Source organism: Mesorhizobium sp. CA13, assembly GCF_020165235.1.
Taxonomy (GTDB): domain Bacteria; phylum Pseudomonadota; class Alphaproteobacteria; order Rhizobiales; family Rhizobiaceae; genus Mesorhizobium.
This window is the reverse complement of the sequence record NZ_JAIUHS010000020.1, coordinates 1-13,947: the sequence shown is the minus strand read 5'-3', so window position 1 is coordinate 13,947 and position 13,947 is coordinate 1. Positions and strand designations below refer to the sequence as shown.

Annotated in this window: 15 protein-coding genes; 10 read left to right on the top strand and 5 right to left on the bottom strand. The window is 64.6% G+C overall.

The window, feature by feature from the left end; genetic code table 11:
- Positions 1–9: 9 nt before the first annotated feature.
- Positions 10–861, bottom strand: coding sequence for a YihY/virulence factor BrkB family protein (locus tag LB566_RS28885; protein ID WP_140500876.1), 852 nt, complete (start codon positions 859–861; stop codon positions 10–12).
- Between the two features lie 58 nt (positions 862–919).
- Here LB566_RS28885 and LB566_RS28880 point away from each other — a divergent pair, with 58 nt between their 5' ends.
- From LB566_RS28880 to LB566_RS28850, 7 genes are all read left to right on the top strand, one after another.
- Positions 920–1,786 carry an SDR family oxidoreductase gene (locus LB566_RS28880; RefSeq protein ID WP_224629402.1) on the top strand — a complete coding sequence of 289 codons (867 nt, stop codon included), beginning with the start codon at positions 920–922 and terminating at the stop codon, positions 1,784–1,786.
- A gap of 25 nt (positions 1,787–1,811) precedes the next feature.
- Positions 1,812–2,003: a twin transmembrane helix small protein gene (locus LB566_RS28875; protein ID WP_140553239.1), complete on the top strand. Its 192-nt coding sequence runs from the start codon at positions 1,812–1,814 to the stop codon at positions 2,001–2,003.
- A 25-nt stretch (positions 2,004–2,028) separates the two neighbouring features.
- Positions 2,029–2,610: a cob(I)yrinic acid a,c-diamide adenosyltransferase gene (locus tag LB566_RS28870; RefSeq protein ID WP_224629400.1), complete on the top strand. Its 582-nt coding sequence runs from the start codon at positions 2,029–2,031 to the stop codon at positions 2,608–2,610.
- A 31-nt stretch (positions 2,611–2,641) separates the two neighbouring features.
- A complete protein-coding gene (locus tag LB566_RS28865) occupies positions 2,642–3,442 on the top strand; it encodes a rhomboid family intramembrane serine protease (RefSeq protein ID WP_224629399.1) in 801 nt (266 codons plus the stop codon).
- Positions 3,443–3,632: 190 nt separating this feature from the next.
- On the top strand, positions 3,633–4,382 hold the full coding sequence (locus tag LB566_RS28860) for an electron transfer flavoprotein subunit beta/FixA family protein (RefSeq protein WP_140640286.1): 750 nt from the start codon (positions 3,633–3,635) through the stop codon (positions 4,380–4,382).
- 20 nt (positions 4,383–4,402) lie between these two features.
- Entirely contained in the window at positions 4,403–5,332 is a 930-nt protein-coding gene (locus LB566_RS28855; protein WP_224629398.1) for an electron transfer flavoprotein subunit alpha/FixB family protein, read from the top strand.
- 119 nt (positions 5,333–5,451) lie between these two features.
- Entirely contained in the window at positions 5,452–6,330 is an 879-nt protein-coding gene (locus LB566_RS28850; RefSeq protein WP_224629397.1) for a 3-hydroxybutyryl-CoA dehydrogenase, read from the top strand.
- A gap of 34 nt (positions 6,331–6,364) precedes the next feature.
- On the opposite strand, the gene LB566_RS28845 is transcribed toward LB566_RS28850, so the two are convergent.
- The 4 genes from LB566_RS28845 to LB566_RS28830 all read right to left on the bottom strand — a co-directional run bounded on the left by LB566_RS28845 (position 6,365) and on the right by LB566_RS28830 (position 10,001).
- Positions 6,365–8,290: a PAS domain S-box protein gene (locus tag LB566_RS28845; protein WP_224629396.1), complete on the bottom strand. Its 1,926-nt coding sequence runs from the start codon at positions 8,288–8,290 to the stop codon at positions 6,365–6,367.
- A 210-nt stretch (positions 8,291–8,500) separates the two neighbouring features.
- Positions 8,501–9,139, bottom strand: coding sequence for an NrsF family protein (locus tag LB566_RS28840; RefSeq protein WP_140553249.1), 639 nt, complete (start codon positions 9,137–9,139; stop codon positions 8,501–8,503).
- Between the two features lies 1 nt (position 9,140).
- The gene (locus LB566_RS28835) at positions 9,141–9,692 is read right to left on the bottom strand and encodes a sigma-70 family RNA polymerase sigma factor (protein ID WP_140513867.1); all 552 of its coding nucleotides are present in this window, start codon (positions 9,690–9,692) and stop codon (positions 9,141–9,143) included.
- 6 nt (positions 9,693–9,698) lie between these two features.
- Positions 9,699–10,001 (bottom strand): hypothetical protein, encoded by a 303-nt coding sequence (locus LB566_RS28830; protein WP_224629394.1) that lies wholly within the window; start codon positions 9,999–10,001, stop codon positions 9,699–9,701.
- Between LB566_RS28830 and LB566_RS28825 the strand changes: the two genes are divergently transcribed.
- From LB566_RS28825 to LB566_RS28815, 3 genes are all read left to right on the top strand, one after another.
- Positions 10,000–11,007, top strand: coding sequence for an iron ABC transporter substrate-binding protein (locus tag LB566_RS28825; RefSeq protein WP_140553251.1), 1,008 nt, complete (start codon positions 10,000–10,002; stop codon positions 11,005–11,007). The two genes, LB566_RS28830 and LB566_RS28825, sit on opposite strands and share 2 nt — an antisense overlap.
- Positions 11,008–11,124: 117 nt before the next feature.
- Positions 11,125–12,756, top strand: coding sequence for an ABC transporter permease (locus LB566_RS28820; RefSeq protein ID WP_224629392.1), 1,632 nt, complete (start codon positions 11,125–11,127; stop codon positions 12,754–12,756).
- Positions 12,753–13,835 (top strand): ABC transporter ATP-binding protein, encoded by a 1,083-nt coding sequence (locus tag LB566_RS28815; protein WP_224629390.1) that lies wholly within the window; start codon positions 12,753–12,755, stop codon positions 13,833–13,835. The genes LB566_RS28820 and LB566_RS28815 overlap by 4 nt, the downstream gene beginning before the upstream one ends.
- Positions 13,836–13,947: the final 112 nt, after the last annotated feature.

The following is a 13,947-nucleotide window of genomic DNA, read 5'->3' as shown; positions in this document are numbered from 1 at the left end:
GGTCTCGACTCAGCCGACACGCGCGCGCGCCTCGAGATAGCGGCTGATCGCTGCATTGAGTTCGCCGCCGAGAATGAAAATCGCGGACACGATGTAAAGAAAGACCACCGCGATCATGATCGAGGCAAGCCCGGCATAGGTCGTCACATAGGACGAGAAATGGTCGAGATAGGTGGCGAAAATGGTCGAGCCGATCAGCCATGCGGCGAGCGTGAAGACGATGCCGGGGATCAGCGAGACGAAACGGCGCTTGCCGGCCGGCAGCCAGTAATGCACTGAAAACAGACCGCCGACTATGACGGTCGAGGCGATGACGTAGCGCCACAGCGTGATGGTGCCCGTATAGGGTTTTATCCACTCGAAATGCGCCTCGGCCAGCCGCGCCAGCAACGGTGCGAAGACCAGGAGCACGCTGATCGCCAGGAAGCCTGCCGTGGCGATCAGCACGAAGAAGATGCTCTGCACACGGCGATAGATGATGCCGCGCGTCTCGGTGACGCGATAGGCCCGGTTGAGCGAGGTGCGCAGCGCCTCGATGCCGTTCGAGGCGAAATAAGCGGCCAGCAGCACGCCGTAGGTGAGCAGATCCGATCGTCGCACGGTGAGCACGTTCAGCACCTCGCGCGCGATCGGTTTGGCGATTTGCTCCGGCCAGGTGTCGAAGACCAGATGCACGGCCGTGTCGGCGAAGGCTTGCGCGCCGAGGAAGCTCGCCAGCGTGGTGGCGAAGATCAGGAACGGAAACAGCGCCATCAGCGAGGTGATTGCCAAATGGCTGGCCATCGCCCAGCCGTCATCGGTGTTGAAATGACCGATCGCGTCGTAAAGTACGCGGCGCAGGGCGACGATATTCCGCAACAAGAACCGCGCTCCCCTTCGATTGTCTCGACGCCGCGAATATGGGAAGGGAATGCGGCAAATGGCAACCCTTGGTCATAAGACGAATCCGCCGGCGCGCGCGTTGCGCGTCATCATCGTCACCGGCGCGTCGTCGGGCATAGGCGCTTATTGCGCGCGGGCGCTCAAGGCGGAAGGCTGGCAGGTGTTCGCCACGGCGCGCAAGCCCGAGGACATCGCGGCCCTGGAAAAGGATGGCATCGAGGCGTTCTATCTCGACTATCGCGAACCTGCCTCCATCGAAGCGCTGGCGGCTTCAGTGCTGGAGCGGACCGGCGGCAGGATCGATGCGTTGTTCAACAACGGCGCCTATGCGCAAGCGGGCGCGGTCGAGGATCTGCCGGTGGCCGCCTTGCGGGAGCAGTTCGAGGCCAATTTCTTCGGCTGGCACGACCTGACCCGCCGGCTCGTGCCTGTGATGCGCCGCCAGGGCGGTGGCCGCATCGTCCATTGCTCGTCGATCCTTGGCCTGGTGCCGGTACGCTTTCGCGGCGCCTATTCGGCATCCAAACATGCTTTGGAGGCGTTGATGCTCTGTCAGCGCCAGGAGTTGGCCGGCAGCGGCGTGCATGTCTCGCTGATCGAGCCGGGGCCGGTGAAGTCGAAGATCGCCAGCAATGGCCTCGCCTGGTTCCTCAGGAATATCGACCATGAGAATTCCGTGCATCGCGCCGACTATGAGGCGCAGTTGGAACGGATGCGCACCGGCGGCAGCAAATCGGCGCTGAAGCCCGGCCCGGAAGTGGTCCACAAGGCGCTTCGCCATGCACTTCTGTCGCGGCGCCCGCGCCCGCACTATGTGGTAACAGTGCCGGCAAGGTTCGGCGCCATGCTCAAACGCATCCTTCCGGCATCGATGCTTCACCGCCTGCTCGCCAAACGCGCCTGAACAAGAAAAGGACTGGAAACGCAAAATGGCATCCGTCTTCAACATCCTTGCCATCCTGGTCATGGTCGCCGTGGTGATCGTGCTGGTCCGAGGTCTGATCAACATGATGCGCGGCGGTTCCGGCATCACCTCCAACAAGCTGATGCAGACGCGCGTCGTGCTGCAGGCCGTGGCGCTGGCGCTGATCCTGCTGGCCGTGTATTTCACCCGCAAATGAGGACACCGGCCGTTCGGGAGGCGACGTGGTCAAGCTCAACAAGATCTACACCCGCACGGGCGACAACGGCACCACCGGGCTCGGCACGGGTGAGCGGCGGCTGAAGTCCGATCTCAGGGTAGACGCCTACGGCACCGTCGACGAAGCCAACGCCTGCATTGGCATGGCTCGTGTTCACACCGCGCCGGGCCACCCGGCGATTGACGCCATGCTTGCCCGCATCCAGAATGATCTCTTCGACCTCGGCGCCGATCTGGCTGTGCCCGACGACGGCAAGCCGCTCGGCTACGAGCCGCTGCGCATCGTTGCCGCGCAGACCGAGCGCGTCGAACACGACATCGATCTCCTCAACAACGACCTCCAGCCACTCAAATCCTTCGTGCTGAACGGCGGCACGCCGGCCGCCGCTGCGCTCCATCTCGCCCGCACGGTGGCACGGCGGGCCGAGCGGCTGATGGTGGCGCTCGCACAGCATCCTGATGAGCACGTCAACCGCGACGGGCTGAAATATATCAACCGCGTCTCCGATTTCCTGTTCGTCGCCGCCAGGGCGGTCAATGACAATGGAAATGCCGACGTGTTATGGGTTCCCGGCAAGAACCGCTGAACTATGCCAAGGCGGGAGAGGCCAGGCACGTATGTTTATCCCGCTCTACGATACCAACAGGCTGCGGCACATCAGGCTGCAATATGTGACGATCGCCCTGATCCTGGCCAACGCGCTGGTCTATTGCGCCACCGCGCTCGGGGGCGAGAATTTCACCAATGCCGCCGTGCTCGGCCTCGGCTTTATCCCCTCCGTGGTGCATGACACGGCAGAGCTCGACCCGCGCTTTATCGTCATTCCCGAAAGCCTGAGCTATCTCACCTACTCATTCCTGCATGCCGACATTTTCCACCTTGGCGGCAACATGCTGTTCCTGTGGGTGTTCGGCGACAACGTCGAGGACGCGCTCGGCCATATCCGCTATCTCATCTTCTACCTCCTGTGCGCCATCGCCGGAGCCGCCTTCCAGGGCCTCATCGCGTGGGACTCGCAGGTGCCGCTGATCGGCGCCTCCGGCGCCATCGCCGGCGTGGTCGTCGCCTACCTGATCCTCTATCCCAGGGTGAAGGTCTGGGTGCTGGCCTTTGCTCGCATTCCGCTGCGCATCCCGGCCTTCATCCCCCTTCTCCTGTGGGTGCTGTTCCAGATCGTCATGTTCGCCGCCGGTGGTGAAGACCAGATTTCCTGGGCCTGCCACATAGGCGGCATCATCGCCGGCGCCGTGTTGGTGCTTGTGCTGCGCAGCCGCGGCGTGCCGCTTTTTGCGGGGGCGGATGAAGAGGTCGCACCGGCCGACCAGCCCGCCATCGCCGTCGATCCGGCCGTGCGCGAACCGATTGCGGCGCAGCCTGCGCCACGCTGGGGTCGGCGAAGTGTCCCCGGCCCCGACTGAACCGATTGAGTGAATTGCCCGATGCCCTGGCATATTGACGTGCGGGTTTGCCGCAACTACGGAAGCGTTTCCGCCCGCCTTAGGCGGTTGAAGAGCAGAATTTCCATCCGGAATGTCGGCTTTCGACAACTCTGACGGGGTTCACGCTGGTATAGCGCGCCCCAACTATCTCAAGAGAGGTGACAGGAAAATGAAGATCCTTGTGCCCGTGAAGCGGGTTGTGGATGCGAATGTGAAGGTTCGCGTCAAGGCTGACGGTTCGGCGGTGGAATTGGCCAACGTCAAGATGGCGATGAACCCGTTTGACGAGATCGCGGTTGAAGAGGCGATCCGACTCAAGGAAGCCGGCAAGGCCGAAGAGATCATCGTCGTGTCGATCGGCCCGCAGCAGGCGCAGGAGACGCTTCGCACCGCGCTCGCCATGGGCGCCGACCGCGCGATCCTGGTCAAGACCGACGAGCAGACCGAGCCGCTGGGCGTCGCCAAGGTGCTGAAGGGCGTGGTCGAGGCCGAGCAGCCCGGCCTGGTCATCCTCGGCAAGCAGGCGATCGACGATGATTCCAACCAGACCGGCCAGATGCTTGCGGCCCTTCTCGGCTGGGCGCAGGGCACATTTGCTTCCAAGGTGGTGCTCGAGGGCGACAAGGCCAGGGTGACCCGCGAGGTCGACGGCGGCCTGCAGACGGTTGAGCTGAAGATGCCGGCGATCGTCACCGCCGACCTTCGCCTCAACCAGCCGCGCTACGCTTCGCTGCCCAACATCATGAAGGCCAAGAAGAAGCCGCTCGACGAGAAGAGCCCGGCCGACTACGGCGCCGACGTCAAGCCGCGGCTGAAGGTCATCAAGACCGAGGAGCCGGGCGGCCGCAAGGCGGGCGTCAAGGTCAAGAGCGTCGCCGAGTTGGTCGACAAGCTGAAGAACGAAGCCGGCGTGCTCTGAGATCGGAAGGAACAGGTAAAATGACCATTCTCCTCATCGCCGAACACGACAACGCAACCCTTTCGGACCAAACCGCCAAGGCGCTGTCGGCCGCGCTGCAGATCGGCTCGGACGTGCATGTGCTGGTGGCCGGCAAGGGCGCCAAGGGCGCAGCCGACGCCGCCGCCAAGCTGAAGGGCGTGAGCAAGGTGCTGCTCGCCGAAGCCGACGAGCTTGCCGAGCGTCTCGCCGAGCCGACCGCGGCGCTCGTCGTGTCGCTGGCCGGCTCCTATGACACCATCGTCGCGCCGGCGACCTCGTCGGGCAAGAACGTCGCGCCGCGCGTGGCCGCTTTGCTCGACGTGGCGCAGGTCTCCGAGATCATCGAAGTGGTCTCGCCGGATACCTTCAAGCGGCCGATCTATGCCGGCAACGCCATCCAGACGGTACAGTCGACCGATGCCAAAAAGGTCATCACCGTGCGCACCGCCTCCTTCCAGGCGGCGCCCGAGGGCGGTTCGGCCGCTGTCGAAACCGTCGGCGCTGCGGCCAATCCGGGCCTCTCCTCCTTCGTCGAGAACAAGCTGTCGGAGACCGATCGTCCGGAACTGACCTCGGCCAAGATCATCATCTCGGGCGGCCGCGCGCTCGGCTCCTCGGAGAAGTTCCAGGAGGTCATCCTGCCGGTCGCCGACAAGCTCGGCGCTGCCGTCGGCGCATCCCGTGCTGCCGTCGATGCCGGTTACGCACCGAACGACTGGCAGGTCGGCCAGACCGGCAAGGTCGTCGCCCCCGACCTCTACATCGCCGTCGGCATCTCCGGCGCCATCCAGCATCTTGCCGGCATGAAAGATTCCAAGGTCATTGTCGCCATCAACAAGGACGAGGAAGCGCCGATCTTCCAGGTCGCCGACTATGGCCTCGTCGGCGACCTCTTCGTCGTCCTGCCGGAGTTGCAGAAGGCGCTTTGACGCCCTGCCGCAAAGCGTATTAAATTGTGAGGGGTGGGGTAGACGAAGTCGCCCCGCCCTTTTAGTTTGCACCGCACAAAAAGCAGGCCGCAAAGGCCTTTTTCGACGGGATCGGTGTAATGAGCAAGATCGGAACGATCGGCATCATCGGCGCGGGCCAGATGGGCGGCGGCATCGCCCATGTCTCCGCGCTTTCGGGCTACAAGGTGCTGATCTACGATATATCGCCCGACCGCATCGAGAAGGGCATCGCCACTGTCAGCGGCAACATGGCCCGCCAGGTGGGGTCCGGCAAGCTCGACGAGAAGCTCCGCAACCAGGCGATGGCGCGCATCGCGGCGGCACCGTCCATGGCCGATCTCGCCGGTGCCGACCTGGTCATCGAGGCGGCGACCGAGGACGAGACGGTCAAGCGCAAGATCTACGCCCAGCTTTGTCCGCAGCTCAATCCCGAGGCCATACTGGCGACCAATACCTCGTCGATCTCGATCACGCGGTTAGCCGCGCAGACCGACCGCCCCGAGCGCTTCATCGGCATCCATTTCATGAACCCGGTTCCCCTGATGAAACTGGTCGAACTGGTGCGCGGCATCGCCACCGAGGACCAGACCTTCGAGGCGGCGAAGACCTATGTGAAGCAGCTCGACAAGACGATCACGGTCTCGGAGGATTTTCCGGCCTTCATCGTCAACCGCATCCTTTTGCCGATGATCAACGAAGCGATTTACACGCTTTATGAAGGCGTCGGGACGGTCGATGCGATCGACACCGCCATGCGGCTCGGCGCCAACCATCCGATGGGGCCGCTGCAGTTGGCCGATTTCATCGGCCTGGACACCTGCCTATCGATCATGCAGGTGCTGCATGACGGCCTGTCGGACTCGAAGTACCGCCCCTGCCCGTTGCTGGTCAAATATGTCGAGGCCGGCTGGCTCGGCCGCAAGACCGGTCGCGGCTTCTACGATTATCGCGGCGAGCATCCGGTTCCGACACGCTGACCCGCCAGACTGATCACGGCCTGGCCGCGCGGGTTTACGACGCGGCGGCCAGGGGCTTGGGCGTCTCGATTTCGACCCTGTCGTCCTTCGCATCGTTCTCCGGCGCCATGGACACGCATCCGCGACCCGCAGCCTTGGCCACGTAGCAGGCGGCGTCTGCCCTGGCGATGATCTCGTCGACCGCACCACAATCGGGATTGATAGGAGCCAGTCCGATGCTGGCGCCGATCGAATGAGAGCGGCCTTCCCAGGTGAAGTCGAGGCCCTGTATCGCATCGATGATGGATCGCGCCGCGATCCTGGCCCCGGCGGCCGAGCCCGACTTCAAAATGACCGCGAATTCGTCGCCGCCCAGACGCGCGACCATGTCCTGCGGACCAAGCACGCCACGCACGGCCTCGGCAACGCGCTTGAGCAATGCGTCTCCCGCCGCGTGGCCGCCTGTGTCGTTGACCAGTTTGAAATGATCTAGATCGATGAACATGAACTGATGTCCGATCCCATCCTTGCGGGCCTGATCGACCAGGTCTTCCATGGCGCGGATGAAACTCGCGCGATTGGCAAGGCCGGTCAGCGCATCATGCGCGGCGGCGTGGGCAAGCTGGCGCTGCAGCGCGCGCGCATCGGTGAAGTCCTGGAAGACGATGACCAGTCCGCAGAATTCGTTGCGCTCGTTCATGATCGGCGACACGACCTGCCGGATGCTGCAGCGCGTCTCGTCGCGCCGGACGAGGACCGCGCGGCTGTTCTGGTCGTCAGCTGCCTCGCCGCCGATCGCAGGCCGCGCCACGCCGATCCTGTGGCCGGTCTCCTCGTCGACTGCCCAATAGACGTGGCCAAGCGTCTTGCCGAGGGCATCATTGCAGGAGACGCCGGTCAGCTTTTCGGCGACAGGATTCATGAAGGTGATGCGGTTCGCGGCATCGGTGCAGATGACGGCATCGCCGATCGACTGCAGCGTCACTTTGAGGCGCTCCTTTTCGTCGGCCAGCATCGCCGACGAAACCGTAAGGCGTTCTTCGGCCTGTTTGCGCCGAGTGATGTCGGTCAGGCTGCCGATCGCCCTGATCAGCCGCCCCTCTTCGTCACGCTCGATGGCCTTGCCGCGGTCGAGGATCCATATCCAGTGGCCGTCCTTGTGGCGCATCCTGAATTCGGCCTCGAAGAACGGTGTGCGGCCTTCGAGATGGATACGGTCCGCCTCGGCCACGGCCTCGCGGTCGTCGGGATGAATCATCGCCAGCCAACGATCGGGGTCGCCGTCAAGTTCGCCATCGTCGTAACCCAGCATCTTGACCCAGGTCGCCGAATAGGTGGTGCCGCCCTTGCGCATATCGAAGTCCCAGACGCCCTGGCCGGCGCTGGCCAGCGCGAAGTTCCAGCGCGTTTCGGCCTCTGCGATGCGCGCCTCTGCCTGCCTGCGCGCGTCGATGTCCTCTATCTGCGAGACAAGATACAGCGGCTGGCCGCTATTCCCGTCGCGAATGACAGAACCGGCCAGCCGGGCCCAGACAGGCGTGCCGTCCTTCTTGAGATAGCGCTTCTCGAAATGAAAGGAATCGATCTTGCCGGCCTTCAGGCTCTCCATCGTCTCCCGCCCGATCTGATGATCGTCGGGATGCGTGATCTGAATGAACGTCAGCGCCTCAATCTCTTCGCGGCTGTAGTCGAGCATGGCGGCGAAGACAGGGTTGGCCTCGAGAATGCGCCCGTCGAGGCCGACGATCGCGACGCCGATCGAGGAATCCTCCATGGCACGGCGGAAGCGCTGCTCGCTCTCGGCGATCTGACGGCGGCTTTCGCGGATGACGCGCGCGAACAGGCCGGCCAGGAGAAGTGCGCCGGCCGCCACACCGACCGACGCCTGCACACATAATTCGAGCGTCTCGACGCCGGGGTTGAGTCGCGACAGCAGGACCGATACTGCAATTGCCGCTGTCCCGCCCACGAGCAAAGCCAACCCCGCATGTCTGTGCGGCGCCGGCCCGATGATCCTTCGTATTGCCACGATTTGTACCACCCCGTGGGCAATCGCATTTCCCGTGAAAATCCTGACGGATCGGTTTTAAGGAAAGGTTGCGTCGCGGGTATCGGGGATGTCGCCGGCCGGCAAACATTTGCCGGCATGATTAAGGATCGGTATGCGCGGGATGCAGGAGCGGGCGTCGCGCTACCAGCGCACGAAAAACCGGCCGCCGAGTGCGCCTAGCAGCGCCAGCGCAGCGATCGCGATCGTGTACCAGGTGGCGACGAAAAGCGGCGAATCATCAAAGCAATGCGCGGCATAGAAGGTCGCCGCCAGCCCACCGGCGAGCAGGCCCGCGGCCGTGCCGGCCAGCACCGGCCGTGTCGGAGCGCCATAGCGCAGCATCCACAGGAAGATGGCCAGCGGGCCGATGCCGATCAGCGGGATGAGCCCCATGCAGACCATCATGTTGGAACCGACGAGCCGCCTGCCCCAGTCGGCCTCGGGCACGGCGTAGAGCTCCAGCACCACGGCCGCCGCGACGAGCACGGGCGCAGCCGCCATCCAGGCCGCCGCCTTGCCTGTCGATGCTCCCGGTGTCGACAATGCCCTGACGAAGGCGAAGGCGCTGGCGGCGAGCACGATGGTGAACAGGAACTTCGAAAGAAAGCGCATCGTATGCGCGGCAGCCATGAAGTCGGGGCGCGGACCGATCGTCATCATGAAAACCGCGCCCGCGATCACGGCGGCCCCGCCGGCAGCCAGCCACCAGGCCGAGCGCAGCGGCATCGCCTTGCTGCGGGCGTCGGCATCAAGCGCCTTGATGAGATCTTCGGTCCTCATGTCATTCCCGCCCAAACCGCCCCTGCCCGAACCGCTTGGCAATGGCTGCAAGTCCGCGATGCAAGGAAACCCGCACCGCTGTTTCGCTGATGCCGAACTTGGCTGCCGTGTCGCCGATCGAGCGCCCCTCCACCGACACGGACGACACCACGGAGCGCTGTGCCGGCGGCAGGCCGTCGAGTGCCCGATTGATGTCGCGTTCGCTGACGGTTTCCGTTTCCGGCTCGGCGAAGGTTTCGGCAATATCGTCTACATCGATCTCGATGCGCCGTCCGCGCCGCCGGAACGCATCGATCAGCTTGAAGCGCGCGATGGCATAGACCCAGGGCAGCACAGGTGCGTCCTGGCGCCAGGTGTGCCGTTTCACATGAATGGCCAGCAAGGTTTCCTGCACGACATCCTCGGGATCGACCCCGCCTTTGACGATCTTGCGCCTGGCAAAACCGCGAACCAGAGCGGCCGTCCGGTGCAGAAAGTCGGCATAGGCCCTTTCATCTCCCGCGATCGCGGCTCGCATCAGCCGGGAAAGCTCGGCCTCGTCCTTGCCGCTCACAAGAGTTCACTCCCCGATCTTCGCGCCTCGGCGCTGATTTGTTACGTGGCCGGCGAAATAATGTCCAAGGCAAACTACCGGCAAGTCACGAAAGATTGCGGACGAATGCGGGCTGGGCGCGCGGACCGTTGACGGCGGCCCCGGACCGTCGATCCCGCGATCCCGCGCGGCCATCACGCGGAATTGTCCGCCTGGCATAGGGCCTATGCCGTCAGCGGCCGATTGAAGCAGGCCAAAAATGTTGACTACACCTGTCATGTATCGGTAGGTGCTGCGTGCCAGTTCAACGAGATCGAGGACGATGCCCATGAAATACGCTCTTTCCACCCTTGCCGGCGCCGCGGCCGTGGCGGTCAGCCTGATCGCTGGCCAGGCGATGGCCGAGGATACAGGCATCATCGTCTATAATGCCCAGCACGAGAGCCTCGCCAAGGAATGGGCCGACGGCTTCACCAAGGAAACCGGCATCAAGGTCACGTTGCGCAATGGCGGCGATAGCGATTTCTCCAACCAGATCGTCGCGGAGGGCACCGCCTCGCCCGCCGACGTGTTCCTGACCGAGAATTCGCCGGCCATGGTGCTGGTCGAGAATGCCGGCCTGTTCGCGCCGGTCGATGCGGACACGCTGGCGCAGGTTCCGCAGGATTATCAGGCAGCGAGCGGCAAATGGGTTGGCGTTGCCGCGCGCAGCACCGTCTTTGCCTACAATACCACCAAGCTCAAGGCCGACCAGTTACCCAAGTCGCTGCTCGACCTTGCCGATCCGAGCTGGAAAGGCCGCTGGGCCGCCTCGCCGTCGGGCGCCGATTTCCAGGCGATCGTCAGCGCGCTGCTGCAGCTCAAGGGCGAAGCCGCGACGGCGGACTGGCTGAAGGCGATGAAGGAGAATTTCACCGCCTACAAGGGCAACAGCACCGTGATGAAGGCGGTCAATGCCGGCGAAATCGAAGGCGGCGTGATCTATCACTACTACTACTTCGGCGATCAGGCCAAGACCGGCGAAAACAGCAAGAACGTTGCGCTGCATTATTTCAAGAACCAGGATCCGGGCGCCTTCGTCTCGACCTCTGGCGGCGGCGTGCTGGCTTCGAGCAAGCATCCGAAGGAAGCCCAGGCTTTCCTGAAGTGGGTGACCGGCAAGGGCGGCCAGGACGTGCTGAAGAACGGAACGTCCTTCGAATACGCGGTCGGCAAGGGCGCAGAGTCCAATCCGAAGCTGGTGCCGTTGGCCGACCTGCAGGCGCCGAAGATCGATGCCGCGACGCTGAACTCCAAGAAGGCCACCGACCTGATGACGGCGGCCGGCTTGCTTTAGTTGCCGTTCGTCCTAATAAGGACACCGGCCGTGCTCCCGCGGGAATTCCGCGGGAGCGTTTTGTTTTTTCGAGATGGCATTCGTCGATGACGACACGCTGTATTCCCGACCATGATCATGGTCTTTCGATTGCCGCCGCCAGACGGCAAGGGCGCGAAGTCTGAGCCGATGCAGTTCGCGGCCGACATCGCAAGCCCGAGCCTGCCGTCGAGGACGCGCCGCAGGGCGCGCCGGCGCGCTGCGTCATGGATCGTTGCCGCCGCTATCTTCGTTTCGCTGTTGGCGCTGCTGCCGCTTGCATTCATCGTCTGGGTCGCCGTGCAGACCGGCTGGGAGACCGTCTCGGCGCTGGTTTTCCGGCCGCGTGTCGGCGAGCTTCTGGCCAACACCGTCCTGCTTGTCGCGCTCGCCGTGCCGATCGCCATCATCCTGTCTGTGACGCTGGCCTGGCTGACCGAACGCAGCGACCTGCCCGGCGCACGGTTGTGGGCCTGGCTATGCGTGGCGCCGCTCGCCATTCCCGCCTTCGTGCACAGCTATGCCTGGATCACCATGGTACCCGGGCTGCACGGCTTGTGGGCCGGCGTGCTTGTCTCTGTCATAGCGTATTTCCCGTTCCTTTACCTGCCGGTATCGGCGGCCCTGCGCCGGCTCGATCCCGCGCTCGAAGACGCCGCCGCCGCACTCGGCCTTGGTCCCTGGCGCGTGTTCTGGCGTGTCGTGCTGCCGCAGCTCAGGCTTGCCATCTGTGGCGGCGCATTGCTGGTCGGCCTGCACCTGTTGGCCGAATACGGCCTTTACGTCTTCATCCGCTTCGACACCTTCACCACGGCGATCGTCGACCAGTTCCAGTCGACCTTCAACGGGCCGGCCGCGAACATGCTTGCCGGCGTGCTGGTGAGCTGCTGCTTCGTGCTGCTCGGGCTGGAGGTGCTGGTGCGCGGCGAGGAGCGCTATGCCCGCGTCGGTTCGGGCGCGGCGCGCCACCAGCAGCGCGCGCCGCTCGGCCGGGCGACCGTGCCTTGCCTGCTGCTGCTTGCCGCCACCACGCTTTTGGCGCTCGGCGTGCCGTTCGTCACCATAGGCCGCTGGCTTGCCGCCGGCGGCGCCGAGGTCTGGCGGCTCGACGAGATCGGCCTGGCGCTCGGCCAGACGCTGTTCCTGGCGCTCGCCGGCGCGCTGCTCGCCACCGTTGCCGCCATGCCGATGGCCTGGATCTCGATCCGCGCGCCGGGGCCTCTGCAGCGCTTGCTGGAGGGTTGCAACTACATCGTCGGATCGCTGCCCGGGGTCGTGATCGCGTTGGCGCTGGTCACCATCACCGTGCGCATCGCGCTGCCGCTCTATCAGACCCTGTTCACCATCCTGATTGCCTATGCCTTGATGTTCCTGCCCCGCGCCCTGATCAGCCTGCGGGCGTCGATCGCCCAGGCTCCGGTGGAGCTCGAGCGCGCCGCATCCAGCCTCGGGCGGCCGCCGCTCCATGCATTGTGGTCGACGACGATCCGCCTGTCGGCGCCGGGTGCCGCCGCCGGCATGGCGCTGGTGGCGCTCGGCATCATGAACGAGCTGACCGCGACCCAGATGCTGGCGCCGAACGGCACCCGCACGCTGGCGATGGCGTTCTGGTCCTACAGCGGCGAGATCGACTACGCTTCGGCAGCACCTTACGCCTTCATCATGGTGGCGATGTCGCTGCCCCTGACCTGGCTGCTCTATGTCCAGTCAAAACGGATGGCTGGACGATGAGCTTTCTCGAACTCAGGGGCTTGCACAAGCATTACGGCCCGGTCGCGGCGCTTGCCGGCATCGATCTCGACGTTGCCAGCGGCAGCCGCACGGCCATCGTCGGGCCGTCCGGCTGCGGCAAGACCACCTTGCTGCGGCTGATCGCCGGTTTCGAGGCGCCCGACCAGGGCAGCATTGTGCTTGACGGAAAGGTGTTGGCCGACAGCGGCGGCGCCGTTCCGGCGCACCGCCGCGGTATCGGCCTGGTTGCACAGGACGGCGCCCTGTTTCCGCACCTGACGATTGGCGACAATATCGGTTTCGGGATGGACCGCAGGCTGGACAAACGCTCCGAACGCATCGTCGAACTGGCCTATATCGTTGGGCTGGACAAGGCGATCCTGAAGCGCCGGCCACACGAACTCTCCGGCGGTCAGCAGCAACGCGTGGCGCTCGCCCGCGCCATGGCGATGAAGCCGCGGCTGATGTTGCTCGACGAACCGTTCTCGGCGCTCGACACCGGCCTGCGCGCCTCCATGCGCAAGGCCGTGGCGGAACTGCTCGAAGCCGCCGGCATCACCACCATCCTGGTGACGCACGACCAGGCCGAGGCGCTGTCCTTCGCCAGTCAGGTCGCCGTGATGCGCGACGGCCGGTTCTCGCAGGTCGGCACGCCGCGCGAACTTTATCTCAAGCCGAAGGACAGGATGATCGCCGAGTTCCTCGGCGAGGCCATCATCCTGCCGGCGAAGATAGCGGGCGGCTTCGCCACGTCGCCGCTTGGCCGCATCGCCGTCGACACATCGGACAGCCGCGATGTGGCCCGCATCATGTTGCGGCCGGAGCAGATCGGGCTGAAGCGAACGTCGCGCGAGGGCATGTCGGGCACGCCGGGCATGCTGTTTGGCGAGGTAACGGAATCCGAATTCGCCGGCTCGACCTGCACGGTCGCGGTGCGATTGCTCAACAGCCCCGACCCGCCGGACGCCGCCGCCATCGGCAGCACGCCGCTGATCCTGCGCAAGTCCGGCATGGACGCGCCTACGGTCGGTGAGATCGTCCGGCTGACCGTGTCGGGACAGGCGCATGTGTTCGCCTGACCGGCCGACGGTCCGCAGTCCGTTAGATGTTTGATCAGGCTTTGATGGGGCATCCTTATCCTCCGAATCGAAGGAGGCACTATGGGCCAGGTTCTCCATGGGAGCGCCACGA

Bases quoted from the DNA above. Each gene is read 5' to 3' on its own strand.
- LB566_RS28880 (WP_224629402.1), top strand. From the start codon at position 920: ATGGCAACCCTTGGTCATAAGACGAATCCGCCGGCGCGCGCGTTGCGC.
- LB566_RS28875 (WP_140553239.1), top strand. From the start codon at position 1,812: ATGGCATCCGTCTTCAACATCCTTGCCATCCTGGTCATGGTCGCCGTG.
- LB566_RS28865 (WP_224629399.1), top strand. From the start codon at position 2,642: ATGTTTATCCCGCTCTACGATACCAACAGGCTGCGGCACATCAGGCTG.
- LB566_RS28860 (WP_140640286.1), top strand. From the start codon at position 3,633: ATGAAGATCCTTGTGCCCGTGAAGCGGGTTGTGGATGCGAATGTGAAG.
- LB566_RS28855 (WP_224629398.1), top strand. From the start codon at position 4,403: ATGACCATTCTCCTCATCGCCGAACACGACAACGCAACCCTTTCGGAC.
- LB566_RS28850 (WP_224629397.1), top strand. From the start codon at position 5,452: ATGAGCAAGATCGGAACGATCGGCATCATCGGCGCGGGCCAGATGGGC.
- LB566_RS28840 (WP_140553249.1), bottom strand. From the start codon at position 9,139: ATGAGGACCGAAGATCTCATCAAGGCGCTTGATGCCGACGCCCGCAGC.
- LB566_RS28825 (WP_140553251.1), top strand. From the start codon at position 10,000: ATGAAATACGCTCTTTCCACCCTTGCCGGCGCCGCGGCCGTGGCGGTC.
- LB566_RS28830 (WP_224629394.1), bottom strand. From the start codon at position 10,001: ATGGGCATCGTCCTCGATCTCGTTGAACTGGCACGCAGCACCTACCGA.
- LB566_RS28820 (WP_224629392.1), top strand. From the start codon at position 11,125: ATGGTCTTTCGATTGCCGCCGCCAGACGGCAAGGGCGCGAAGTCTGAG.
- LB566_RS28815 (WP_224629390.1), top strand. From the start codon at position 12,753: ATGAGCTTTCTCGAACTCAGGGGCTTGCACAAGCATTACGGCCCGGTC.